Raw genomic sequence first — 23617 nt, 5'->3', positions numbered from 1 at the left:
AACCCCTGATGTCGCTGGACGAGGCCTGGTCTCGCCTGGCCGATGCCCTGAACACCTGGCCGGCGGCAACCGGTCGCCAGACCTTGCCCACTGACCAGGCCCTCATGCGCGTGCTGGCCGAAGACGTCGTCTCTGACGTGGACGTGCCTCCGCACGACAACAGCGCCATGGACGGCTACGCCCTGCGCCTGAGCGACTGGCAACAGGCCGGTGGCGTGGGCGCGGCCCTGCCGCAGGCACAGCGCATCGCCGCCGGGCAGGTGGGGGCGGCCTTGCCGCCTGGCGCCTGTGCCCGCATCTTCACCGGTGCCCCCATCCCCGGTGGTGCCGACGTCGTGGTCATGCAGGAGCACACCGAGCGCCCGTCCCCAGCGGAACCGGGCGCCCCAGTCACCTTCACCCAGCCTGTTCAGTCCGGCCAGAACATCCGCCGCCGAGGCGAGGACATCGCCTGCGGGCAGGTGGTCCTCAGCGCGGGCCGTCGGCTCGGTGCCGCGGCGCTGGGTGTGGCCGCGTCCGTCGGCCGAGCCGAGCTGACGGTGTTCGCTCAGCCGCGCGTGGGCGTGCTCACCACCGGCGACGAACTCGTCATGCCGGGCCAGCCACTGCCACCCGGCGGCATCTACAACAGCAACCGACACACCCTGCTGGGCCTGGCCCGCGCTGCGGGAGCCGAACCGCTTGACCTGGGCACCGTGCCCGACCGCCTCGACACCACCCGCGCTGCCCTGCGCGCCGCGGCCGAGTCCTGTGACCTGGTCATCACCAGTGGCGGCGTGTCGGTCGGTGAAGAAGACCACCTGCGCCAGGCCGTGCTGGCTGAAGGCGGGCTCGATTTCTGGGCCCTGGCCATCAAGCCCGGCAAGCCCTTTGTGTTCGGCTGGTTGCGCCGAGCCGACGGCAGCCGTGCCCTCTACATGGGCCTGCCCGGCAACCCGGTCGCCAGCTTGGTCACTTTCCTGCTGCTGGCCCGTCCGGCCATCGGCTGGCTGGCGGGGGAGGGCTGGCAGCTGCCGCGCGCCATCACGCTGCCAGCGGCTTTCCACTGGCCGAAACCCGACAAGCGGCGCGAGTTCCTGCGCGCCCGCCTCAACGAAGCGGGCGAGCTCGAGCTGTACCCTCACCAGGGGTCGGGCGTGCTCAGCTCGGCCGCCTGGTCCGATGGCTTGGTCGACCTGTCGCCCCAGACCCCTGTGAACCCGGGCGACCGGCTGCGCTGGTTGCCCTGGTCCGAGTTGCTGCACCCCGTGCTCAGCGCTCGTCAGCCCTGAGCTTTGAATGATCCGTCCATGAGCATCACCGTCCGCTATTTCGCTTCAGTCCGCGAGCGCCTGGGCGCGCAAGAGCTCGTTGAGCTGAGCGCGCTGGCTCAGCCCACCGTGGGCGCCTTGCTGACCTGGTTGCAGTCACGCTCCGAGGCGCACGCCCGCGTGCTGGACCCCGATCGCGGCTTGCGCATGGCCTGCAACCAGGCCCTGTGCGAAGCCGACCAAGCCCTGTCGGACGGCGACGAGGTGGCATTCTTCCCGCCGGTGACCGGAGGCTGATGATGGGGCAGGCCGGTTTGACCCGATCACCGCTCACGCTGGAGCAGGCCCTGGCCTGCGTGCGCGTGTCGGCCGAGGATTTCGACCTGAGCACCGAAGTGGCTGCCCTGCGCGCTTGCGACCCGGGTGTGGGTGCGGTGGTCAGCTTCGTGGGTACCGTGCGCGAGTGGCAGGACGCAGCCCAGGCCGCCCCGGCCGCCGTCATGGAGCTGGAGCACTACCCGGGCATGACCGAGCGCAGCATCGCCGAACTCATCGCCCAGGCCAGCCAGCGCTTCAACGTGCGCGGTGTGCGCGTCATCCACCGCGTCGGCCCCCTGGGCATTGGCGAGCAGATCGTGCTGGTGGCGGTCACCTCGGCACACCGACAACAGGCTTTCGACTGCGCCGCCTTCCTCATGGACTGGCTCAAGACCCGCGCGCCTTTCTGGAAAAAGGAGATCGCCGGCTCGGACGCCCGCTGGGTGGACGCGCGCGAAAGCGACGAAGCCGCCGCCCGCCGCTGGCACCAGGCCCCGGACGAGGAGGGCGCAGCATGAGCGGTGGGATGCTGGGGTGGCCGCCGGCCGTGGCCGTGGCCGTGGGGGCCGCAGCAGGCGCCTTGTTGCGCTGGCAGGCGGGCGTGTGGTTCAACCCGCTGTGGGGTGGCTTTCCGCTGGGCACCTTGTTCGTCAACCTGGTGGGCGGCCTGTGCATCGGCCTGACCCTGGCCTGGCTGGGGCGCCACCCAGACGAAGGCCTGCGCCTGCTGCTGGTGACCGGGTTGCTGGGCGGCTTCACCACTTTCTCCGCGTTTTCTGCCGAATCGCTGGCCTTGCTGGAGAAAGGCGACCTGGGTGGGGCCTTGTTTCACACCCTGGCGCACGTGATCGGTGCCCTCGCGTGTGCAGCATTGGGCGCCCGGCTCATGCGGGCATGGTTGACCTGAGTTCCCCTTTGCGCCCGGACATGGGATGATCCAAATCGCATGTCCGTCATCGACGTCCACACCTGTTACGCCCTGGCGGGCGCCGGCTCGCTGATCGGCCTGGGGCTGATCATGTTGGTGCGAACCGAGCACCCCCGCATCCGCCGCGCGCTGCTGCTGTACCGGGCGGCGTTCCTGTGCCTGTCGGCTTTCCTGGTGGTGCTGGTGACCCCGCCTGAGCACATGCGCGAAGTCTGGCGTCACGGGGTGGGGGTGTGCGCCACGGGCGTCACCCTGCTGGCTTGGGGGTTCCGAGAGCTCAACGGCGAACGCACGCCCCTCTCGGTGGGCCTGTTGCTGGCCATCGGGTCGGGGTGCCTGCTTTGGTTCGGCGGTGGGGTGCTGAGCCCGGCGCACTACCAGTTGCTGGTGGCCCTGGTGCTGGCGGCCATTGCCGTTGGCACCTTGCTGGACCAGGGGCGGGTGCTGTTGCGCTCCCAGGAGCCGCGCCTCAGTGGTGAATGGGCCTTGTTGTTCACGGCTTTCCTGTTCTCGCTGGACTGGGTGATGGTGCTGGCCTACTCATGGGACCACCCTGGGCCTTACCCGCCGCATTTGCTGCTGGCCCCCGACTGGCTGATGGCGCCATCGGCCATGGGCATCGCCTTGCTGCCGTTGTCGGTGGCGGCCATCGTTTTTGCCACCATCAACGACCGGCTTTACCAACAGGTTCACCACCGCTCCCTGTCTGACGACCTCACCGGCATCTTGTCGCGCCGGGGGCTGCGAGAGCACGGGCAGCGCCTGCTCGCCAGTCAGCCTGCCAACAGCCTGGGCGTGGCGCTGCTCATGATCGACATCGACCACTTCAAATCCATCAACGACCGCCATGGTCACCCGGTGGGAGACGAGGTGTTGCGCCACGTCACCCAGGTGCTTTCGGAGCACCTGCGCGACGACGCCCTGCTGGCGCGCTACGGCGGTGAGGAGTTCACGGTCATGCTGCCCCTGAGGGCTGCTGAGGACGCTCAGGTGGTGGCCGAGCGCCTGCGGCAGGTGGTCGAGGCTCGCCCCTGCCATGCCGAGGTGGGCGACAGCAGCGTGACGATCGCTGTCACCATCAGCGTGGGCGTTGCCTTTCACCACCGCACCCGCCCGCTGGAAGAAGCCCTGTCACGGGCCGATGCCAGGCTCTACGATGCCAAGCAGGCAGGGCGCAACCGGGTCAGCAGCGAAAGCCTGGCGATCTGATCTGGCGCAAACCTGAGGTGCCTGGGCCGCGGCCGGGGCTTGAAAACCGCCTCGTGCCCTCCATCTGCGCAGCAATCGGCTGATCAACTCGGCCTCAGCACACCAGGAGAGCCCCATGCGACTCGACAAACTCACCTCCACCTTTCAGGAAGCCCTGACCGAGGCCCAGAGCCTGGCGGTCACGCGCGACAACCCCTACATCGAGCCGGCCCACATCCTGCTGGCCATGCTCCGCCAGGACGACGGCCCACGCGCGCTGCTGGAAAAGGCCGGGGTCAAGGTGGCCCCGCTGGCCACCGCCCTGGAAAAGGGCCTCGACAAGCTGCCCCAGGTGCAAGGCGCCGAGCAGGTGCAGGCAGGCCGCGACACCGTCAGCCTGCTGCAAGGGGCCGAGAAAGAAGCCCACAAGGCCGGCGACGCCTACATCGCCGCAGAGATGTTCCTGCTGGCCCTGTGCGATCACAAGGGTGACACCGCGGTCACGGCCCGCGACTTCGGCTTGACCCGCAAGTCCCTGGAAACCGCCATCAAGTCCGTTCGTGGCGACCAGAAGGTCGACAGCCCCGAAGCCGAGGGCCAGCGTGAGTCCTTGAAAAAATACACGCTTGACCTCACGGAGCGCGCCCGCGCCGGCAAGCTCGACCCGGTGATCGGCCGCGACGAAGAAATCCGCCGCGCCATCCAGGTGCTGCAGCGACGTTCCAAGAACAACCCCGTGCTCATCGGTGAGCCCGGCGTGGGCAAGACCGCCATCGTCGAAGGCCTGGCCCAGCGCATCGTCGCCGGCGAGGTGCCCGACTCGCTCAAGAACAAGCGCGTGCTGGTGCTCGACATGGCCTTGCTGCTGGCCGGCGCCAAGTACCGTGGCGACTTCGAAGAGCGCCTCAAGAACGTGCTCAAGGAAGTGGCCAAGGACGAAGGCCAGACCATCATGTTCATCGACGAGATCCACACCATGGTGGGGGCGGGCAAGGCCGATGGCGCGATGGACGCGGGCAACATGCTCAAGCCGGCCCTGGCTCGCGGTGAGTTGCACTGCATCGGCGCCACCACGCTGGACGAATACCGCAAGTACATCGAGAAGGACGCCGCCCTGGAGCGCCGCTTCCAGAAGATCCTGGTGGGCGAGCCCACGGTCGAGGCCACCATCGCCATCCTGCGCGGCCTGCAGGAAAAGTACGAGGTGCACCATGGTGTGGAGATCACCGACCCGGCCATCGTGGCCGCGGCCGAGCTCTCCAACCGCTACATCACCGACCGCTTCCTGCCCGACAAGGCCATCGACCTGATTGACGAGGCCGCAGCCAAGATCAAGATCGAGATCGACTCCAAGCCCGAGGCGCTGGACCGCCTGGATCGCCGCCTCATCCAGCTCAAGATCGAGCGCGAAGCCGTCAAGCGCGAGAAGGACGAAGCTTCCATCAAGCGCCTTGGCTTGATCGAAGAAGAGATCACCAAGCTGCAGAAGGAATACGCCGACCTCGAAGAAGTCTGGAAAGCCGAGAAGGCCCAGGCCCAGGGCTCGGCCACGGTCAAGGAGGAGATCGACCGCATGCGCTTCCAGATCGAGGAGCTCAAGCGCAAGGGCGATTTCAACAAGGTCGCCGAGCTGCAGTACGGCAAGCTGCCCGAGCTGGAAAAGAAGCTCAAGGACGCGCAGGACAAGGAAAACGCCAAGGGCGCAGGCGCCGGTGGCAAGCCCACGCTGCTGCGCACGCAAGTCGGCGCCGAGGAGATCGCCGAGGTCGTGGCACGCGCCACCGGCATCCCCGTGAGCAAGCTCATGCAGGGCGAGCGCGACAAGCTGCTGGCCATGGAAGACAAGCTGCACGAGCGAGTGGTGGGGCAGGAAGAGGCCATCGTGGCCGTGAGCGACGCCATTCGCCGCTCGCGCGCCGGTCTGTCCGACCCAAACCGCCCTTACGGCTCATTCCTCTTCCTTGGCCCCACCGGCGTGGGCAAGACCGAGCTGTGCAAGGCTTTGGCCGGCTTCCTGTTCGACAGCGAAGAGCACCTCATCCGCATCGACATGAGCGAGTTCATGGAGAAGCATTCGGTCAGCCGCCTGATCGGTGCGCCCCCGGGCTACGTCGGCTACGAAGAAGGCGGCACGCTGACCGAGGCCGTGCGCCGCAAGCCCTACAGCGTGGTGCTGCTCGACGAGGTCGAGAAGGCCCACCCTGATGTCTTCAACGTGCTGCTGCAAGTGCTCGACGACGGCCGCCTCACCGATGGCCAGGGCCGCACCGTGGACTTCAAGAACACCGTCATCGTGATGACCTCCAACCTCGGCTCGCACCACATCATGCAGATGGCGGGGCAGCCTTCGGAAGACATCAAGGACGCGGTGTGGGTGGAGGTCAAGCAGCACTTCCGTCCCGAGTTCCTCAACCGCATCGACGAGGTGGTGGTGTTCCACGCCCTGGACATGGCCAACATCCAGTCCATCGCCAAGATCCAGCTCAAGGGCCTGGAAGGGCGGCTGGCTCAGCTCGAGATGAAGCTCGACGTTTCGCCCGAAGCGCTGGCCGAGCTGGCCAAGGTGGGGTTCGACCCGGTGTTCGGTGCGCGGCCCTTGAAGCGCGCCATCCAGCAGCGCATCGAGAACCCGGTGGCCAAGCTGATCCTGCAAGGGCGGTTCGGGCCGAAGGACGTCATCCCGGTTAAGGTGGATGCGGAGGGCAACTTCGGGTTCGAGCGGACGGTGCATTGACGCGAATCACCCCCCCCCGCGCTCTCCTCCAAGCGCGGGGTTCGGCTTTTTGGCCGAGCCTCAGCCCCTTCGGTTGCCTTTACATTTCTCCCGCAAATGTATCGATTCCAACAGGAGGAAAGCATGATCCGCATTCGTTCGGTCGCCCTGGCTTGTGCCCTCGTCGCCGCCACCCTTCCCGCGTTCGCAGCGTCTTCGGCCTCGGCCTCGATCAGCAACATCCAGTTCCAAGTGATCGACCTGACCCCCACGGACGCTTCCGTGAGTGGCTTCAGCCTGGCCAGCCTGCCTGGCTCCCTGTCGTTCAACCTCGCCGATTCCTCGCAGTCTGCGAGCGAGTCGTACAACTACAGCCGCAACGGGCTGGGCACCTACACCAAGACGGCCTCCGGTGACCTGGACACGGTCTCCGCCAGCCTGTCGGTCGGCCTGAACAGCCTGTCGGTTCAGGGCGAGGCGGGTGGCCCCGGCACGTCTTACAGCGCCTCTGTCAGCAGCAACGGCAGCAGCTACTACTACAACGGCAGCATCAAGCTGTCGGCCCAGTCGGTGTTGATCATCACGGCCGACGCCCTGGTCAAAGCTTCTGCGACCAATCCTTCTGCCTGCACAACCTCTTACTACTGCGACTACACCGAGTCGGCCTCGTCGTCGACCTGGATGAACCTCAGCTACAGCCTGCCGACGCCGGCCGGCTCGGTCTCTGGCAACTCCAACAACAACCTGAGCATCAACGCCAACGCGCGTGGTGAGTACAGCTACCAGACCTACCAAGGCTACGACTACTCGAAGCCGGATTGGTACAACCACCCCATCTACTCGACGGTCGTGGTGCCTGCTTACGAGCAGACCCTCAGTGACTCGCGTCAGTTCTACGCCGTGTTCGCCAACACCAGCAACACCGAGCAGACAGCCTACTTCAACATCGGCGCTCAGATCGGTGGCCGCGCTTCCACGGCCCTGCCGATCAACCTGACCCCGGTGCCCGAACCCGGCACATGGGCCCTGGCCCTGGCTGGCCTGGGTCTGATGGCCGTGGCCCGTCGTCGCGCGCGCTGATTGGCAGCGTGCCCACCAAAAGCCACCTTCGGGTGGCTTTTTTCATGGTGATGACCGGTCCTTTACTTGAGCGCTTTTGCATCCAGGTTTCACGCACACGGGTGTTGCGTGCGGTGTCAGCGGAGCTCAGCCGCGCAACCACCCTTGTCGCTTCGCCAGTTTGCGACCCAGCAAGCTGAAGGCGATCACCCCCAGCAGGTTCGCCAGGACGTCCAGGAGGTCTGGTGACCGGGTCGCGGTGAACAGCTCAGACACGGTTGGTCTGCGCGATCACCCACGCGATCAAGGCCATCAACAACGCGGTAGGCACGACACGAATCATGGTTCAGTGGCCTCGTGCTTGCGAACGCGCTGCGGGATGCGCCACGTCTCGCCGATCGCTGCGGCCTTGAAACGCTCGCTGGGCAAGGCGTGGGCGTGCAATGCACGAGCCAGGGCCCTGAGCGGCTCGTCCAGTGCCTCATCCGTGAGTTGAAACGTGCCCCAGTGCACCGCCAGCGCCCGTTTGCAGCCGATGTCGTGAAAGATCTGAACCGACTCACCGGGGTTCACGTGCTGGTCCTTCATGAACCAGCGCGGCTCGTATGCGCCGATGGGCAGCAAGGCGAGGTCGAAGCCGCCACCGTTTTCCGGTGTGTGGTCGCGGGCAAAGTGCCGGCGGATGTCGACGAAGTCCTTCGAGTAACCCGTGTCCCCGGCGAAGTAGACGTGACAGTCTGGTGAACGAATGACGAAGCCACCCCAGAGGCTGCGCAATGCATCCGTTGCCGTGCGTGCCGACCAGTGCTGGGCCGGCACCAAGGTCACCGGGATGCGGGCGCGGTGCTCGGTGGCTGCCAGCACGTGGGTGTCCCACCAGTCGAGCTCGACCACGCGGTGCATGCCGCGCCGCGCGAACCAGTGCTTGTGACCCAGGGGGCAGATCACCAGCGGTGCGCCGCCGGCCTGCAGTTTGAGGGCCTGCATCGAACCGTCATCGAGGTGGTCGTAGTGGTTGTGGGACAGCAGCACCACGTGGATGTGGGGCAGCTCGTGGAGCGCCAGCCCCGGCGGCGTGTGTCGCTTGGGCCCAGCCCATTGAACCGGAAAACAGCGTTCGGAGAACACCGGGTCGGTCAGGATGTTGAGCCCGCCCACCTGCAGCAGCACCGTGATGTGCCCGATCCAGGTCGCCGCCGGTTGCATGGCCAGTCCGGCCTTGGCGTTGGCGTGGATGAACGGCAGGTCGGGTTTTGCCACTGGAATCGGCTGTTGCAGGGGCTTTGGGTGCCCCGCGCGCCAGGCCTCCCAACGCCAGCGCAGGAGCTCGTGCCAGCGCTTGCCCCGAAACGACTGGTAATTGTTCTGAAAACCGTCAGGTCGGTGATGCTTCTTTGCAGGGTTGAAGTGCGGGTTCTTCATGCGGCGCATCTTATGCGCGCCAGGTCAACCGCGCTGCGCGCCGGGCATCACGCCCGCAAGGTGTAGGCCTCGGCCAGCGAGCGGCGAACGCGTTTGTAGTCGCGCCAGTTGAAGCCGCGCAAGAACGAGACGGCGGTCAGCGCACCCATGCGAAACAGGCGCAGCTTGGTTTCGTCGTTCATCGCGAAGTCCAGCCAGCTGATGTCCTCGGTGTCGATGTAGGCGACCAGCCTGCTGTGGTCGGGGTTCTGTTTGATGAACTCGGCGTCCATCGCGTGGCGAGCGGTGTTGAAGGACTGGCTGAACACCTTCATCACGCCAGGGATGTCGTGCTTGTGTTCATCCCATTGCAGTTTCACGCCGAAGGTTGGCCGCAACGGCACGCGGTTTCTGATGTGAAAGGCGTCGATGGGAAAGTTGGACAACACACCCCCATCAACGAAATGGTGCACGGCGGGCAGGAAGTCGCCCTCATAGCAGCGCTCAGGCCACTCCTGGCCACGCCAAAGGGAGCGGGCTTCGTCGGCAGGCAGGGACTTCACCTTGAAGGTGCTGAAGAAGCCCGGGATCGACATCGACGCCCGCGCGAAGTCGGCCACGTTCACCTGGTCGGGCTGATGCCAGTACATCGCTGCCATCTGGGGCAAGTGCACCTTGGTCTCGGTGGAAATGTCCGCGGCCACCACGCACAGTTGATCGGGGTTGTGCCGGCGAAGCAGGACCCGCGTGCCATTGACCACCTCCCAGATCGGAGCGTCCGGTACGTGGTGAAAGTCGCTGGGGTCGGCTTGAGGGCTCACCAGCAGGGCTGGCAGGTCGTTCATGCGCACGCGCAACTGCTGCACCGTCAGCGGCTGGCCACCGTTCATGTCGCGCAGCAAGTTGTCCATCCAGCGGTGAAAGACCTCGCCGCGGTTGAGCGCATGGATGGCGTGCAGGTTATCCAGCACCTGACTGGCCTTCCACAACTTGTTGATCGAGCTGGAGTCGTCATCGAGCCAGGTGCGCAGCCCGGTCAAGGCGTCCTTGTCGCCATCCTTGTGACCATCGACGAAGTCGGCCATGGGCATGTTTGCCAGCGCGCCAATGAGCTTTTCGACGCGGAGCTCGCCCGGGCGGTTGGCAGCAGCGAGCGCGATCGCCGAGATGGCGCCTGCGGACGTGCCCCCAATGCCGATGAAGCGCAAGCCGACCTGTTCCAGCACATGCAGGTAGCCCAGCAGGGCCAAGCCCAGCGTGCCGCCACCTTCCATCACGATGTCGATGTACTGGTTCCCCTGGCTGTCGAGCACATCGCTGTACTCGCCCAGGCGCAAGCCTTCGATGGCGGGCGTCAGGTCCTGGATCTGAGCCAGGAAGTCCGCTGCGGCAAGGTTCGACATGGCGCTCTCCCGTTGTTGGCTTGGAGGCTGCAACGCTAGGCCTGCGAGGCGCACTCTTCCATCCCTAGGGTGCAAGGCCGAGTTTTCATCGTCCCGTCAAATGGAAAAGGGCCCCAGGTGGGGCCCTTCGTCGTGGTGGCTTCCCCTGCTCGGGCAGGGGAGGGCCTCAGGCCACGGTCACCGGGATCTTGCCGATTTTGGCTTGCCAGGTCTTGGGCCCTTCGATGTGGGCGCTGGTGCCGCCGGCGTCCACGGCCACGGTCACGGGCATGTCCACCACGTCGAACTCGTAAATGGCTTCCATGCCCAGGTCTTCGAAGCCCACGACTTTGGCGCCCTTGATGGCCTTGGAGACCAGGTAGGCCGAACCGCCCACGGCCATCAGGTAAGCCGACTTGTGCTTCTTGATGGACTCGATGGCGACGGGGCCGCGCTCGGCCTTGCCCACCATGGAGATGAGGCCGGTCTTCTCCAGCATCATGTCGGTGAACTTGTCCATGCGGGTGGCGGTGGTGGGGCCGGCGGGGCCGACGACCTCGTCGCGCACCGGGTCGACCGGGCCGACGTAGTAGATGACGCGGTTGGTGAAGTCCACGGGCAGTTTCTCACCCTTGGCCAGCATGTCCTGGATGCGCTTGTGAGCGGCGTCGCGGCCGGTCAGCATCTTGCCGTTGAGCAGCAGGGTCTGGCCCGGCTTCCAGCTGGCGACTTCGTCCTTGGTCAGCGTGTTCAGGTCAACGCGCTTGGACTTGTTGTAGTCGGGCGCCCAATGCACGTTGGGCCACAGGTCCAAGCTCGGCGGGTCGAGGTAAACCGGGCCGGAGCCGTCCATCACGAAGTGGGCGTGGCGGGTGGCCGCGCAGTTCGGGATCATGGCGATGGGCTTGGAGGCCGCGTGCGTGGGGTAGGTCTTGATCTTGACGTCCAGCACCGTGGTCAGGCCGCCCAGGCCTTGTGCGCCGATGCCCAGGGCGTTGACCTTCTCGTACAGCTCGATGCGCAGCTCTTCGAGCTTGTTCTGCGGGCCGCGCTCGAGCAGCTCGTACATGTCGATGTCGTCCATCAGCGACTCTTTGGCCAGCAGCGCGGCCTTTTCGGCCGTGCCACCGACGCCGATGCCCAGCATGCCAGGCGGGCACCAGCCGGCGCCCATGGTCGGCACGGTTTTCAGCACCCAGTCGACGATGTTGTCGGACGGGTTGAGCATGTAGACCTTGGACTTGTTCTCCGAGCCGCCGCCCTTGGCCGCGACCGTCACGTCGACCTTGTCGCCAGGCACCAGCTCCATGAAGACCACCGCCGGCGTGTTGTCCTTGGTGTTCTTGCGCTCGAAGATCGGGTCGCTCAGCACCGAGGCGCGCAGCTTGTTGTCCGGGTTGTTGTAGCCACGGCGCACGCCTTCGTCCACCGCATCTTGAATGCTGCGGGCGCCGAAGCCTTCCCACTTCACGCCCATCCCGATCTTCAGGAACACGTTGACGATGCCGGTGTCCTGGCAGATGGGGCGATGGCCCTCGGCGCACATGCGCGAGTTGGTCAGGATCTGCGCAATGGCGTCCTTCGCCGCGGGCGACTCTTCGCGCTCGTAAGCACGCGCCAGGTGGGCGATGTAGTCGGCCGGGTGGTAGTAGGAGATGTATTGCAGCGCGGCTGCGACGCTTTCAACGAGGTCGTCGTGGCGAATGGTCGTCATGGCAGGGGCCTTTGTGGGGCAAAAGTGAGGCTGGGTGGTGGGGGCAAAAAACAGCCGACATTGTGCCAAGGTCTGGCCGAGGGGGAGCGAGTGCTTTGCGGCTCAGTTTCGTCGCCAGAGCAAGTGAACCGTCGCGAAGCCCAGTGCCGCGCTCGCTGTGGCCAGCATCAACAGGCCGGTCATCAGGGGCGTGCCGTGCGCAATGGCCCAGTTCAGGCCCTGGCCCAGCCAGTGGGTGGCGTCGCTCATCAGCCAGCTCAGGTCCAGCGCGTCTGGCAACACGCGCTCGCCGATCTGGTAGGCGGCGTAGTAGATCGGCGGCACCGTCAGTGGATTGGTCACCAGGGTGCAGGCGGCGCTCACCGGCACGTTGCCACGCACCACCACCGAGGCGGCCACGGCGAACAGGATCTGTGCCACCGGCATGAGCAAGCCCATGAACAGCCCTGCGGCGACCCCGCGCGCCACGCCATGGCGATCCAGGCACCACAGGCGGTCGTCTTGCAGGTGCGGCCGCACCGGCGCCATCCAGGGCGACGCCAGGATCTCGTCCTTACCGGGCGCCTGGCGTCGCACCTTGGCCCAACTGGTGCGGGTCTTGCGGCGCGTCAGCGTGCCGGCCCTGCGAAGCGATGTCCTCATCGTGTGGTGGCGTCAGTGATTTTCGTGCCCCGGTGCGGCATGGTGCAGCAGCTTGTCGGTGTAGGCAATGGCCATGGCCGAGAACAGGAACGCGATGTGGATCACGGTCTGGGCGATCAGCACCTTGTCCGTGTAGTTCTGCGCGTTGATGAAGGTTTTCAGCAGGTGGATCGAAGAGATGCCGATGATGGCAGTGGCCAGTTTGACCTTGAGCACCGAGGCGTTCACATGGTCCAGCCATTCAGGCTGGTCCGGGTGATCATCGAGGTTCATGCGCGAGACAAAGGTCTCGTATCCACCCACGATCACCATGATCAGCAGGTTGGATATCATCACCACGTCGATCAGGCCCAGCACCACCAGCATGATGGTGGTCTCGGTGAGGTGCTTGGGACCGTGGTCGGCGGGCTGGCCGGTGGCATGGAAAATGGCCAGCAGTGCTTCCTGGCTGCCAAAGGCTGCCTCGATCAAGTGAACCAATTCCACCCAGAAATGGAACACGTACACGCACTGGGCCAGGATCAGACCGATATAAAGCGGCAATTGCAGCCAACGGCTGGCAAAAATAAAAGAAGACAAGGCATTGACCTTTTTGGGGGGCTGGGTCGGTTTCATGCTGACCTTGGGGGTAATTCCGAAGTAACAAATTCTAGAGTTAGTAGCATGGTCTTGGATTGGCAAGGTGAACGCCCAAAGCGTAACCGCCCGGCCAATTCGACAAGCGTGTGCCACAAGCACCGTCCATCAGGAGCCCTGCCATGACTGGCAATCAAACCAACAACCCGACCCACGACCTCTACCCCCCGCCCTCCGCTTTCGCCCAAGCCGCACACATCGGCAGCCGGCAAGCCTACGACAAGCTGGTCGACGAAGCCCAGCAAGACCACACGGCCTACTGGGGCCGCCTCGCCAAGGAATTCCTCAGCTGGCACAAGCCCTTCACCCGGGCGCTCGACGAGAGCAACGCCCCGTTCTACAAGTGGTTCGACGACGGCCTCATCAACGCCTCGTACAACTGCCTTGACCGACACGTCGAGGCCGGTCTTGGAGACCGCACAGCCATCATCTTCGAGGCCGACGACGGCCAGGTCAGCCAGGTGTCCTACCGCGACCTGCTGGCCCGCGTCTGCCAACTGGCCAATGCCCTGAAAGCACAAGGTGTGAAAAAGGGCGATCGCGTGGTGCTGTACCTGCCCATGTCGGTCGAGGGCGTCGTGGCCATGCAGGCCTGCGCTCGCATTGGCGCCACCCACTCCGTCGTTTTCGGCGGCTTCTCGGCCCAGAGCCTGCGTGACCGCATCGAGGACGCTGGCGCCGTCATGGTCATCACCGCCGACGAGCAGGTGCGTGGCGGCAAGACCCTGCCGCTCAAGGCCATCGTCGACGAGGCCCTCGGCATGGGTGGCTGCGACAGCATCAAGCAGGTCATTGTTTTCCGCCGCACCGGCGGCAAGGTGGCTTTCAACGCCGGCCGCGACGTGTGGATGCACGAGGTCATGGCCGCGCAGCCAGCTTACTGCGCACCCGAGTGGGTCGAGGCCGAGCACCCGCTGTTCCTGCTCTACACCTCGGGCTCCACCGGCAAGCCCAAGGGCGTGCAGCACAGCACTGGCGGCTACCTGTTGCACGCGGCGCTGACCATGAAGTGGACCTTCGACTACAAGCCGTCGGACGTCTTCTGGTGCACGGCCGACATCGGCTGGGTCACGGGCCACACGTACGTGGCTTACGGCCCGCTGGCCAACGGCGGCACGCAGCTCGTGTTCGAAGGCGTGCCCACCTACCCGGATGCCGCGCGCTTCTGGCGCATGCTCGAAAAGCACAAGGTCACGATCTTCTACACGGCGCCGACCGCCATCCGCGCGCTCATCAAGGCCGCCGAGTCGGCTGCCGAAGTGCACCCGCGCAACTTCGACCTCACCAGCCTGCGCCTGCTGGGCACGGTGGGCGAGCCCATCAACCCGGCCGCCTGGGAGTGGTACCACCGCGAGATCGGTGGCGGCCGCTGCCCCATCGTCGACACCTTCTGGCAGACCGAAACCGGTGGCCACATGATCACGCCGCTGCCCGGCGCCCATGCGCTCACGCCCGGTTCGTGCTCGCTGCCTTTCCCTGGCATCGACGCTGCCGTGGTCGACGAGACCGGCAAGGAAGTGCCGTGGGGGCAGGGTGGCGTGCTGGTGGTGCGCAAGCCCTGGCCTTCGATGATCCGCAACATCTGGGGCGACGCCGAGCGCTTCAAGAAGAGCTACTACCCGGCTGACTTCGGTGGCAAGTACTACCTGGCGGGCGACGGCGCCATCCGCGACGCGCAAACGGGCTACTTCACCATCACCGGCCGCATCGACGACGTGCTCAACGTCTCGGGGCACCGCATGGGCACGATGGAGATCGAGTCTGCGCTGGTGTCGCACCCGCTGGTGGCCGAAGCCGCCGTGGTCGGGCGCCCGGATGACCTCACCGGCGAAGCCATTTGTGCCTTCGTGGTGCTCAAGCGCCCCCGTCCGGAAGGCGAAGAGGCCAAGAAGCTCGCCAACGAGTTGCGCAACCACGTCGGTCAGGAGATAGGCCCGATCGCCAAGCCCAAGGACATCCGCTTTGGCGACAACCTGCCCAAGACCCGCTCCGGCAAGATCATGCGGCGCCTGCTGCGTGTGATCGCCAAGGGCGAGGACGTCACCCAGGACACCTCGACGCTGGAGAACCCGGCGATCCTGGAGCAGCTCGCCAAGAGCAACTGACGCTGCCGCGTCGTGCATGAAATCCGGCCCGCCTGAAAAGGTGGGGCGGGTTTTGTCGTGTCCGTGATTCAAACGTTTGAACTGTGTCTGCCCATTCCCGAGCGACAGGTTTTCGCACGGTCGTTCAATTTGAGAAATCTTGTTATCTGATTGGTTTGCGGGGTTAACCAACAGAAATCACGCAAAACCCCACCCCCCTAGCATTCCCCCTCATACAAAACTTCACACAGCCCACTAGATTGAGGGGGGGACAGCGCCACAAGCGCGGTCCAACACCGCAATGACGAGGAGCTTTTGACATGGCTACAACCAGCGTTTCGAACGCCCCGATGACCGCCGAGGAAAAGAAGGTGATTTTCGCCTCCAGCCTTGGCACGGTTTTCGAGTGGTATGACTTTTACTTGTACGGTTCTTTGGCGGCCATCATCGCCAAACAGTTTTTTGCCGGGCTGGACCCCACGTCGGCATTCATTTTTGCCTTGCTGGCTTTTGCCGCAGGTTTCATCGTCCGTCCCTTTGGCGCGCTGGTTTTCGGTCGCCTGGGCGACATGATCGGTCGCAAGTACACCTTCTTGGTCACCATCTTGCTGATGGGCGCCTCGACGTTCATCGTCGGCATCCTGCCCAACTACGCCTCCATCGGCGTGGCTGCGCCGGTGATCCTCATCATCCTGCGTCTGCTGCAAGGCCTGGCGCTGGGCGGTGAGTACGGTGGCGCCGCCACTTACGTGGCCGAGCACGCGCCTCACGGCCGCCGTGGTGCCTACACCGCCTGGATCCAGACCACGGCCACGCTGGGTCTGTTCCTGTCGCTGATCGTGATCCTGACCACCCGCACCATGATCGGCGAAGAAGCCTTCGCTGACTGGGGCTGGCGCGTGCCGTTCATCGTCTCGCTGGCTCTGCTGGGCATCAGCGTGTGGATCCGCATGAGCATGAACGAGTCGCCGGCCTTCAAGAAGATGAAGGCTGAAGGCAAGACTTCGAAGGCCCCGCTGACCGAATCCTTCGGCCAGTGGCGCAACCTGAAGATCGTGATCCTGGCCCTGGTCGGTCTGGTCGCGGGTCAGGCTGTGGTTTGGTACACCGGTCAGTTCTACGCCTTGTTCTTCCTGACGCAGACGCTGAAGGTCGATGGCGCAACGGCCAACATCCTGGTCGCGATGTCCCTGCTGATCGCCACCCCGTTCTTCGTGGTGTTCGGCTCGCTGTCGGACAAGATCGGCCGCAAGCCCATCATCCTGGCGGGCTGCCTGATCGCGGCGCTGACCTACTTCCCGCTGTTCAAGGCGCTGACCCACTACGCCAACCCCGACCTGGAAAAGGCCCAGACCTCCGCTCCGGTGACCCTGGTTGCTGATCCGGCCGAGTGCTCGTTCCAATTCAACCCGACGGGCACGGCGAAGTTCACCAGCTCCTGCGACATCGCCAAGCAACTGCTGGCCACCGGCTCGGTCAACTACGAGAACGTGGCGGGCCCTGCTGGTTCGACCGCCGTGATCAAGGTGGGTGAAGTGGCCATCAACAGCTACTCGCCGACCAAGGTCACCGACGCCGACGTGCCGGCCGCCAAGGAAGCCGCTGCCAAGGCCAACGACGCTGCCATCGCCAAGGTCGCCGAAGCCAAGGCCGCAACCGGTGCCGACGCCGCCACCAAGCTCAAGGACGCCGAGAAGGCCGCCAAGGAGGCCGCCGCCGCCCTGGCTGCGTTCGACAAGGACCCGAAGGCTGCGGCAGCCAAGGTCATCGACGGCCAGTTCAAGAAGGCCGTCACCGGCGAGCTCAAGAAGGCCGGCTACCCCGCCAAGGCAGACCCTGCCAAGGTGAACAAGCCGATGATCGTGGCCATCCTGACCATCCTGGTGATCTACGTGACCATGGTCTACGGCCCGATCGCCGCCATGCTGGTGGAGATGTTCCCGACCCGCATCCGCTACACCTCGATGTCCCTGCCGTACCACATCGGCAATGGCTGGTTCGGCGGCCTGCTGCCGACCACGGCCTTTGCCATCGTGGCCCAGACGGGCAACATCTACAACGGCCTGTGGTACCCGATCATCATCGCCATGGTCACCTTCGTGATCGGCCTGCTGTTCGTGCGTGAAACCAAGGACGTGGACATCTACGCCGGCGACTGATTTCTGCGCCGATGCCCTGCCGGATCACAAGTCCGGCAGGCCTGCCCAGGCTGATCCGCCAGGGCACTTCGGACGGATGACTCCGTGCAAACTCAAAGGCCCCGCATCGCGGGGCCTTTTTCGTGGGCGAGCGCCTCAGCCGCGGCGTGACGAAATCACTTGGTTGCCAGGATCCAGGTCACGAGTTGCTTGGCCTCGGCTTCGTTGACCTGACCTTGTGCGGGCATGGGCCCCATGGGCATGTTCCAGACGCCGCCACCACCCTTGCGAACCTTGGCCGCGAGTTGCTCGACGGCCTTTTTGTTGCCCTTGTATTTTTTGGCGATGTCGGCAAAAGAGGGGCCCACCACCGCCTTGTTGACCTGGTGGCAGGCCAGGCAGGCCTTCTGGCGGGCGAGGTCTTCGCTGGCGTGGGCCGGTGCGAGGGCGCTCAGGGTCATCAGCGCAGCGCCCAGCAGGGCGGGGGCGAGGGGGCGCGTCAAGGTGCGGGAAATCGTCATCGCAGCAAACATCCGGGGTCTCCTGTGCAAGAAGGTGATTTATAAACGCAGCAGGGCCGATTTCGGACGACCGCCTGGGGGCGGTGTGCCACAGGCCAACAAAGGTGAATGACTCATGTGGTTCGTGGCAATCGGCGTCGCCATGCTGGTGATGAACCTGGCCGGCATCGGTCCGGTGGGCGAGTGGGCCTGGGCAGGATTCGGCAAGGCCTGGTTCATCCTGGTGCCTTTTGGGCTGGCCGTGGTCTGGTGGGGCTGGTCCGACGCGTCCGGTCACACCCAGCGCAAGGCCATGGAAAAGGTGGACGCCAAGCGCGAAGCCCGTCGGCAGAAAGCCCTGGACGCACTGGGTTTGCAGAAGCCGGGGCGCCGTCGCTGACCAGGGTGGGGGCTTAGAATCGCGGGTTCCCCATACCGCGCTTTCCGGAGCCCCTCATGCCCCAATACCGTTCCCGCACCTCGACCGCCGGCCGCAACATGGCGGGTGCACGCGCCCTGTGGCGCGCCACCGGCATGAAGGACGGTGACTTTGAAAAACCCATCATCGCCATCGCCAACAGCTTCACGCAGTTTGTGCCTGGCCACGTGCACCTGAAGGACCTGGGTCAGCTGGTCGCGCGTGAAATCGAAGCCGCTGGCGGCGTGGCCAAAGAGTTCAACACCATCGCGGTGGACGACGGCATTGCCATGGGCCACGGGGGCATGCTGTATTCGCTGCCCTCGCGTGACCTGATCGCCGACAGCGTGGAGTACATGGTCAACGCCCACACCGCCGACGCGCTGGTGTGCATCTCCAACTGCGACAAGATCACCCCGGGCATGCTGATGGCCGCCCTGCGCCTGAACATCCCCGTCGTGTTCGTCTCTGGCGGCCCGATGGAAGCCGGCAAGGCCAAGATCGAAGGCAAGGTCATTGCCCTGGACCTGGTGGACGCCATGGTCAAGGCCGCTGACAAGAACTGCTCCGACGAAGAAGTGGCCATGGTCGAGCGCTCGGCCTGCCCGACCTGCGGTTCGTGCTCGGGCATGTTCACCGCCAACTCGATGAACTGCCTGACCGAAGCCCTGGGCCTGTCCCTGCCGGGCAACGGCACCATCGTCGCCACCCACGCCGACCGCGAAAAGCTCTTCCGCAAGGCCGGCCGCACCATCGTCGACCTGGCCAGGCGCCACTACGAGCAGGACGACTTCAGCGTGCTGCCGCGCAACATCGCCAACTTCAAGGCCTTCGAGAACGCCGTGGCGCTCGACGTGGCCATGGGCGGCTCGACCAACACCGTGCTGCACCTGCTGGCCGCAGCACGCGAGGCCGAGGTGCCTTTCACCATGGCCGACATCGACCGCATGTCGCGCAAGGTGCCGTGCCTGAGCAAGGTGGCCCCGGCCGTGCCCGACGTGCACATCGAAGACGTGCACCGTGCCGGCGGCATCATGGCCATCCTGGGCGAGCTGGCCCGTGGCGGCCTGCTGCACACCGATGTGCCCACCGTGCACAGCAAAACCATGGCCGAGGCCATCGCCAACTGGGACGTCACCGTCACCCAGGACGAGGCCGTGCACACCTTCTACAAGGCCGCGCCGGGCGGCATCCCCACGCAGGTGGCCTTCTCCCAGGACAGTCGCTGGAAGGCGCTCGACCTCGACCGCGCCAAAGGCGTCATCCGCTCGAAGGAAAACGCCTTCACGCAAGATGGCGGCCTGGCCGTGCTCTACGGCAACATCGCCGAGAAGGGCTGCATCGTCAAAACCGCTGGTGTCGACGAGTCCATCTGGGCCTTCAGTGGCAAGGCCCGCGTCTACGAGAGCCAGGACGATGCGGTCGAAGGCATCCTGGGTGAAGAGGTGCAGGCTGGCGACGTGGTCGTCATCCGCTACGAAGGCCCCAAGGGCGGCCCCGGCATGCAGGAAATGCTCTACCCCACCTCGTACCTGAAGAGCCGCGGCCTGGGCAAGGCCTGCGCGCTGCTGACCGACGGTCGTTTCTCCGGCGGCACCTCGGGTCTGTCCATCGGCCACGCTTCGCCCGAAGCGGCGCAGGGTGGCGCCATCGCCCTGGTCGAGAACGGCGACACCATCGAGATCGACATCCCGAACCGCCGCATTCACCTGGCCATCAGCGACGAAGAAATGAGCCGCCGCCGCCAAGCCATGGAAGCCAAGGGCCCCAACGCCTGGAAGCCGGCCAACCGCCAGCGCCAGGTCTCGGCCGCGCTGCAGGCCTACGCCTTGCTGACCACCTCGGCCGACACCGGCGCCGTGCGCGACCTGTCTCAACTGCAGCGCTGAAGCTCGGCCTTCAACGCTTGGGGCCGGCGCAGTCCGGGCCTTCCCCTGAGGCGTCCGCGAAAGCGGGCGCCTTTTTGTTGGTGCCCACGGCGGCGGCCACCATCTGCCTGGCCAGCGTGTCGTAGAGCGGGCGGGCGATCAAGCGAGACAGGGCTGCCGCCAGCATCGCCGAGCCCATCAGGCTGAGCACCATGGCGTGCCCATCGACCATCTCCATGACGATGATGAAAGCCGTCAGCGGCGCCTGCGTGACCGCCGCCAGGAACGCCGCCATGCCGATCGCAATCAGCACCGGTTTGGGGTCCGACGTCAGCGAAGCGACCTCGTGACCGATGCTCGCGCCCATCGTCAGCGAAGGCGCGAAGATGCCCCCTGGCACACCGCAAATTGCCGACAACCAGGTCGCCAGAAAACGCAGCGCCGTGTCCAGGCCCTGGGTGGCGTCCTGGCCTTCGAGCATCTGGCGGGTGGCCATGTAGCCGCTGCCGAAACTGTGGCCAGAGCTGGCCAGGCCGATGGCTGCCACCGCCAGGCCGCAAGCTGCGGCAAACAGGCAGGGCCTGCTCTGGCGGAAGCGGCGAAACCGGTCTTGCCCAGGGCTCAGGGCCCAACTGAGCAGGCGGGAGAACAGGCCACCCGCCAGACCGCATGCCAGCGTGACGGCCAGGCCAGGCAGCAACATGCCCCAGCCAATGGTCTCGACCTGGATGCGCCCGAAGTAGGTGCCACTGCCGAATGCCGAGACCGCCACCAGACCGGCGATCACGATGGCGGCGATCAGCAGGCCACTGGCGCGGTCTTCAGGGCGGCGCGAGAGCTCCTCGATGGCAAAAACCACCCCGCCCAGCGGCGTGTTGAACGCAGCAGCCACGCCTGCTGCGCCGCCCGCCACCAGCAGGCCTCGCTCATTGATGTGGCTGCGTTGAGGCAGCCATCGCCGCGCGTGGTGCATGACACCTGCCGCCACCTGCACCGAAGGGCCTTCGCGGCCCGTTGACAAGCCCGCGAGCAAGCCCGCAGAGGTCAGCAGCACCTTGGCCACGGACAGCCTCAACGACACGAACAGCCGCCGTTGTTCGGGCGCGATGTCTTCGTGCTGAGCGGCCAGCACCTGAGGGATGCCCGAGCCTGCGGCCCCCGGGGCCCAGCGCCGAGTCAACCAGACGATGCCGGCGGTGAGGGCGGGTGTCCACAGCAGCACCAGCCAGGGCTGAGCGGTGTGCAGCGCAAAAAACGTGTGCAATGCCGCTTCGCTCAGCCAGGTCAGCCCAATGACAGCCAGACCCGACAACACGGCGAACCCGATGATCACCAGCCGCGCAGCCCAGGCGCGCCAATCCGATAATTCACGGCTGAGCGAGTCGGCTGTCCCGCCACCGGCGCCCGAATCGGTGTCGAATTCGGAAGAAGAACGCTCGCTCATCGTGTTGACACCGTTTTCATCCCCTCATGACCCATTCGCCCGACACCCCCGCACAGGATGCAACCGACGTGCCCGTGCCCTCCAGGCAGGTGCTCAGGCAGTTCCGCGTGATCTTCAATGCCGTCAAGACGCACTTCAGCCAGGTCGAGCACGAAAGTGGGCTGGGTGGGGCGCAGGTCTGGGCCTTGAGCGTGGTGGCCGAGTCGCCGGGCATCGGGGTGGGGCAACTGGCGCAGGCCATGGACATCCGCCAACCCACTGCAAGCAACCTGGTGAGGGGGCTGGTGAGCAAGGGCCTGATGCGTTCCGAGCGCTCCGGCGCCGATCGACGGGCCGTGTCGCTGTTTGTCACCGAAGAAGCGCTGGCGGTCCTGGGCCGTGTGCCCGGTCCGTGGGCAGGGGTGCTGCCGCACGCGCTGGACTCCCTGGACGACGCCACCTTGCTGCGCTTGCAGTCCGACCTGGATCAGGTGATCCGAGGGTTGGCCGTGCCCGATGCTGCCGAAGCGGCGACCACCCCGCTCGCGCAACTTTGAAATCGATGGCGCCCATTGCATTTGTGCAAATATAATCTGCACGGTCCCGATGCGCGAGTGCCGGGGTGGATCAAAAGAGCGTTTTCAGACCCCGCGTGTCGGGGTCTTTTTTTTGAGGGCTCAAATCAGCTTGAGGCAGACCATGGCGACCACGGTCGGGCCTGCTGCAGAGAGAAACAGCGACAGCGCGTTGATCGACTGCTCGTGGAAGTCGCCCTTGAGGATGGCCGCGCCGGCCGGGTTCGGGGCGTTGGCGATCAGTGTCAGGCCACCGCCCGTGACGGCGCCGGCCACGAGCGCGTACTTGAACTCGGGGCTCAGGCCTGGCACCAGGGAACCCAGGTAAGTCAGGGCAGCGTTGTCGGTGATGGCGGTCAGCGCGGTGGCGCCGTAGTACACCGCGTCGCTGTTCATGCTCAGCAGCAAGGGCTCGAGCCACCACTGCTGTTGCCCGCCAAGCACCACCAGGCCGGCCAGGAAGAACGCCACCATCAACCCTTCGCGCAGGATCGGGGGCGACTGGTGGCGCTGGTAAGCGTTCATGAAACCCAGGAAGAACAGCAGCAGCGCCAGGAACACCGCTGCGTGGTGCGCAAAGGCGACGATGCCTGCAAGGAAGGCCAGGTGAATGACCGTGACCGGCAGGGGCGGCATCGGCTCGGGTGAGCCGACAGCGGGGCGCAGCCGGATGAACTCCCGTGCGAAAAGCACCACCAGCCCGGTGGCATTCAGGCCGACCGCCAGGGCCGCCTTCCAGCCGAAGTTCGTGAGCATGAAGCCCAGGTCCCAGCCCCAGGCGCTGGCCACCATCAACACGGGCGGCGCGGCATAAGGCGTGAGCGTGCCCCCGATCGACACGTTGACGAACAGCACGCCCAGCACGGCGTACTTGAGGCGCTCTGAAATGCCCAGTTTGAACAGCCCATCGCGCAGCAGCAGCGCGGCCAGGGTCATGGCGGCCGGCTCGGTGATGAAGGAGCCCAGCAGCGGCACAAAAGCCAGGATCACCAGTGTCAGGCCCATGGCCCCAGGCAGCGGGATCAACCTTGTCAGGATGCGAGTGAGCAGACCGGCAAGCTGAATGATGGGCTTGCTGGCGGCCGCCACCATGATCGCGAAGACGAACAGTGGCTCGGTGAAGTTGCGGCTGTCCAGGTAGTGGACGGCCTCCTCCTTGCCGTTGACCGCGAACATCAACACCATCAGCACCATGGCCCAGAAGCCGAACACCACCTCGACTTCGGCCAGGAAGTGCCACAGGCCTGCGTGGGCGGGCCGCGTGTGGGCCAGGTGCTCGAAGAACTTGGTCGAGAACGTGTGAAGCAAGGCGATGCCGAACAGCACGGCGCCGATGATCTGGATGGTGGTCGGATGCATGCGCGGGATCGTAGCAGCGCC

21 protein-coding genes are annotated in these 23617 nt (G+C 65.5%); 12 read left to right on the top strand and 9 right to left on the bottom strand.

Going from position 1 to position 23617, the window contains the following annotated elements; translation table 11 throughout:
- Positions 1 to 8 precede the first annotated feature (8 nt).
- From ABG80_RS19850 to ABG80_RS23310, 7 genes are all read left to right on the top strand, one after another.
- On the top strand, positions 9 to 1271 hold the full coding sequence (locus tag ABG80_RS19850) for a molybdopterin molybdotransferase MoeA (protein ID WP_058089329.1): 1263 nt from the start codon (positions 9 to 11) through the stop codon (positions 1269 to 1271).
- 18 nt (positions 1272 to 1289) lie between these two features.
- Positions 1290 to 1547 (top strand): MoaD/ThiS family protein, encoded by a 258-nt coding sequence (locus ABG80_RS19845; RefSeq protein ID WP_058089287.1) that lies wholly within the window; start codon positions 1290 to 1292, stop codon positions 1545 to 1547.
- Positions 1548 to 1564: 17 nt separating this feature from the next.
- Complete coding sequence (locus tag ABG80_RS19840; protein WP_235513969.1) at positions 1565 to 2086, top strand: molybdenum cofactor biosynthesis protein MoaE; 522 nt, start codon at positions 1565 to 1567, stop codon at positions 2084 to 2086.
- The gene (gene crcB / locus ABG80_RS19835; protein WP_058089286.1) at positions 2083 to 2475 is read left to right on the top strand and encodes a fluoride efflux transporter CrcB; all 393 of its coding nucleotides are present in this window, start codon (positions 2083 to 2085) and stop codon (positions 2473 to 2475) included. The genes ABG80_RS19840 and crcB overlap by 4 nt, the downstream gene beginning before the upstream one ends.
- Positions 2476 to 2514: 39 nt before the next feature.
- Positions 2515 to 3705: a GGDEF domain-containing protein gene (locus ABG80_RS19830; protein ID WP_058089285.1), complete on the top strand. Its 1191-nt coding sequence runs from the start codon at positions 2515 to 2517 to the stop codon at positions 3703 to 3705.
- A gap of 115 nt (positions 3706 to 3820) precedes the next feature.
- Positions 3821 to 6418 carry an ATP-dependent chaperone ClpB gene (gene clpB / locus ABG80_RS19825; protein ID WP_058089284.1) on the top strand — a complete coding sequence of 866 codons (2598 nt, stop codon included), beginning with the start codon at positions 3821 to 3823 and terminating at the stop codon, positions 6416 to 6418.
- 123 nt (positions 6419 to 6541) lie between these two features.
- On the top strand, positions 6542 to 7477 hold the full coding sequence (locus ABG80_RS23310; RefSeq protein ID WP_058089283.1) for a PEP-CTERM sorting domain-containing protein: 936 nt from the start codon (positions 6542 to 6544) through the stop codon (positions 7475 to 7477).
- A gap of 126 nt (positions 7478 to 7603) precedes the next feature.
- Here the strand turns inward: ABG80_RS23310 and ABG80_RS23880 are convergent, their stop codons facing one another.
- From ABG80_RS23880 to ABG80_RS19795, 6 genes are all read right to left on the bottom strand, one after another.
- On the bottom strand, positions 7604 to 7732 hold the full coding sequence (locus ABG80_RS23880; protein ID WP_268761015.1) for a hypothetical protein: 129 nt from the start codon (positions 7730 to 7732) through the stop codon (positions 7604 to 7606).
- Between the two features lie 63 nt (positions 7733 to 7795).
- The gene (locus ABG80_RS19815) at positions 7796 to 8878 is read right to left on the bottom strand and encodes an MBL fold metallo-hydrolase (protein ID WP_058089327.1); all 1083 of its coding nucleotides are present in this window, start codon (positions 8876 to 8878) and stop codon (positions 7796 to 7798) included.
- A gap of 47 nt (positions 8879 to 8925) precedes the next feature.
- Positions 8926 to 10260 carry a patatin-like phospholipase family protein gene (locus ABG80_RS19810; RefSeq protein ID WP_058089282.1) on the bottom strand — a complete coding sequence of 445 codons (1335 nt, stop codon included), beginning with the start codon at positions 10258 to 10260 and terminating at the stop codon, positions 8926 to 8928.
- A gap of 166 nt (positions 10261 to 10426) precedes the next feature.
- Positions 10427 to 11953: a fumarate hydratase gene (locus tag ABG80_RS19805; RefSeq protein WP_058089281.1), complete on the bottom strand. Its 1527-nt coding sequence runs from the start codon at positions 11951 to 11953 to the stop codon at positions 10427 to 10429.
- A gap of 102 nt (positions 11954 to 12055) precedes the next feature.
- Positions 12056 to 12595 (bottom strand): DUF2062 domain-containing protein, encoded by a 540-nt coding sequence (locus ABG80_RS19800; protein WP_058089280.1) that lies wholly within the window; start codon positions 12593 to 12595, stop codon positions 12056 to 12058.
- A gap of 12 nt (positions 12596 to 12607) precedes the next feature.
- A complete protein-coding gene (locus ABG80_RS19795; RefSeq protein WP_058089279.1) occupies positions 12608 to 13210 on the bottom strand; it encodes a TIGR00645 family protein in 603 nt (200 codons plus the stop codon).
- Positions 13211 to 13353: 143 nt separating this feature from the next.
- On the opposite strand from ABG80_RS19795, the gene acs reads away from it, so the two are divergent.
- Together acs and ABG80_RS19785 are read left to right on the top strand one after the other, a co-directional pair.
- A complete protein-coding gene (acs, locus tag ABG80_RS19790) occupies positions 13354 to 15336 on the top strand; it encodes an acetate--CoA ligase (protein WP_058089278.1) in 1983 nt (660 codons plus the stop codon).
- A 299-nt stretch (positions 15337 to 15635) separates the two neighbouring features.
- On the top strand, positions 15636 to 17474 hold the full coding sequence (locus ABG80_RS19785; RefSeq protein WP_058089277.1) for an MFS transporter: 1839 nt from the start codon (positions 15636 to 15638) through the stop codon (positions 17472 to 17474).
- 155 nt (positions 17475 to 17629) lie between these two features.
- Here the strand turns inward: ABG80_RS19785 and ABG80_RS19780 are convergent, their stop codons facing one another.
- Positions 17630 to 17974, bottom strand: a complete 345-nt coding sequence (locus tag ABG80_RS19780) for a c-type cytochrome (RefSeq protein WP_058089326.1) — start codon at positions 17972 to 17974, stop codon at positions 17630 to 17632.
- 115 nt (positions 17975 to 18089) lie between these two features.
- On the opposite strand from ABG80_RS19780, the gene ABG80_RS19775 reads away from it, so the two are divergent.
- Together ABG80_RS19775 and ilvD are read left to right on the top strand one after the other, a co-directional pair.
- Positions 18090 to 18353: a TIGR04438 family Trp-rich protein gene (locus ABG80_RS19775; protein WP_058089276.1), complete on the top strand. Its 264-nt coding sequence runs from the start codon at positions 18090 to 18092 to the stop codon at positions 18351 to 18353.
- A gap of 56 nt (positions 18354 to 18409) precedes the next feature.
- Positions 18410 to 20260, top strand: a complete 1851-nt coding sequence (gene ilvD / locus ABG80_RS19770; RefSeq protein ID WP_058089275.1) for a dihydroxy-acid dehydratase — start codon at positions 18410 to 18412, stop codon at positions 20258 to 20260.
- A 10-nt stretch (positions 20261 to 20270) separates the two neighbouring features.
- Here ilvD and ABG80_RS19765 read toward each other — a convergent pair whose 3' ends face one another.
- A complete protein-coding gene (locus tag ABG80_RS19765) occupies positions 20271 to 21683 on the bottom strand; it encodes a chloride channel protein (protein WP_058089274.1) in 1413 nt (470 codons plus the stop codon).
- Between the two features lie 26 nt (positions 21684 to 21709).
- Here ABG80_RS19765 and ABG80_RS19760 point away from each other — a divergent pair, with 26 nt between their 5' ends.
- A complete protein-coding gene (locus ABG80_RS19760) occupies positions 21710 to 22219 on the top strand; it encodes a MarR family winged helix-turn-helix transcriptional regulator (protein WP_058089273.1) in 510 nt (169 codons plus the stop codon).
- Between the two features lie 120 nt (positions 22220 to 22339).
- Here ABG80_RS19760 and ABG80_RS19755 read toward each other — a convergent pair whose 3' ends face one another.
- Entirely contained in the window at positions 22340 to 23596 is a 1257-nt protein-coding gene (locus ABG80_RS19755; protein ID WP_058089272.1) for a putative Na+/H+ antiporter, read from the bottom strand.
- Positions 23597 to 23617 lie beyond the last annotated feature (21 nt).

Origin of the sequence: Aquabacterium parvum (assembly GCF_001447195.1) — a bacterium.
Taxonomy (GTDB): Bacteria; Pseudomonadota; Gammaproteobacteria; order Burkholderiales; family Burkholderiaceae_C; genus Aquabacterium; species Aquabacterium parvum.
The sequence above is the reverse complement of the archived record's forward strand: the minus strand, read 5'-3'. Positions and strand labels throughout refer to the sequence as shown.

What these genes read in the sequence shown, in the direction of transcription:
- ABG80_RS19775 (WP_058089276.1), top strand. Translation starts at nt 18,090, where the DNA reads ATGTGGTTCGTGGCAATCGGCGTCGCCATGCTGGTGATGAACCTGGCC.
- ABG80_RS19850 (WP_058089329.1), top strand. Translation starts at nt 9, where the DNA reads ATGTCGCTGGACGAGGCCTGGTCTCGCCTGGCCGATGCCCTGAACACC.
- ABG80_RS19760 (WP_058089273.1), top strand. Translation starts at nt 21,710, where the DNA reads ATGACCCATTCGCCCGACACCCCCGCACAGGATGCAACCGACGTGCCC.
- ABG80_RS19765 (WP_058089274.1), bottom strand. Translation starts at nt 21,683, where the DNA reads ATGAGCGAGCGTTCTTCTTCCGAATTCGACACCGATTCGGGCGCCGGT.
- ABG80_RS23310 (WP_058089283.1), top strand. Translation starts at nt 6,542, where the DNA reads ATGATCCGCATTCGTTCGGTCGCCCTGGCTTGTGCCCTCGTCGCCGCC.
- ABG80_RS19845 (WP_058089287.1), top strand. Translation starts at nt 1,290, where the DNA reads ATGAGCATCACCGTCCGCTATTTCGCTTCAGTCCGCGAGCGCCTGGGC.
- ABG80_RS19800 (WP_058089280.1), bottom strand. Translation starts at nt 12,595, where the DNA reads ATGAGGACATCGCTTCGCAGGGCCGGCACGCTGACGCGCCGCAAGACC.
- ABG80_RS19785 (WP_058089277.1), top strand. Translation starts at nt 15,636, where the DNA reads ATGGCTACAACCAGCGTTTCGAACGCCCCGATGACCGCCGAGGAAAAG.
- ABG80_RS19755 (WP_058089272.1), bottom strand. Translation starts at nt 23,596, where the DNA reads ATGCATCCGACCACCATCCAGATCATCGGCGCCGTGCTGTTCGGCATC.
- ABG80_RS19830 (WP_058089285.1), top strand. Translation starts at nt 2,515, where the DNA reads ATGTCCGTCATCGACGTCCACACCTGTTACGCCCTGGCGGGCGCCGGC.
- ABG80_RS19795 (WP_058089279.1), bottom strand. Translation starts at nt 13,210, where the DNA reads ATGAAACCGACCCAGCCCCCCAAAAAGGTCAATGCCTTGTCTTCTTTT.
- crcB (WP_058089286.1), top strand. Translation starts at nt 2,083, where the DNA reads ATGAGCGGTGGGATGCTGGGGTGGCCGCCGGCCGTGGCCGTGGCCGTG.
- ABG80_RS19815 (WP_058089327.1), bottom strand. Translation starts at nt 8,878, where the DNA reads ATGAAGAACCCGCACTTCAACCCTGCAAAGAAGCATCACCGACCTGAC.
- clpB (WP_058089284.1), top strand. Translation starts at nt 3,821, where the DNA reads ATGCGACTCGACAAACTCACCTCCACCTTTCAGGAAGCCCTGACCGAG.
- ilvD (WP_058089275.1), top strand. Translation starts at nt 18,410, where the DNA reads ATGCCCCAATACCGTTCCCGCACCTCGACCGCCGGCCGCAACATGGCG.
- acs (WP_058089278.1), top strand. Translation starts at nt 13,354, where the DNA reads ATGACTGGCAATCAAACCAACAACCCGACCCACGACCTCTACCCCCCG.
- ABG80_RS19805 (WP_058089281.1), bottom strand. Translation starts at nt 11,953, where the DNA reads ATGACGACCATTCGCCACGACGACCTCGTTGAAAGCGTCGCAGCCGCG.
- ABG80_RS19810 (WP_058089282.1), bottom strand. Translation starts at nt 10,260, where the DNA reads ATGTCGAACCTTGCCGCAGCGGACTTCCTGGCTCAGATCCAGGACCTG.
- ABG80_RS19780 (WP_058089326.1), bottom strand. Translation starts at nt 17,974, where the DNA reads ATGACGATTTCCCGCACCTTGACGCGCCCCCTCGCCCCCGCCCTGCTG.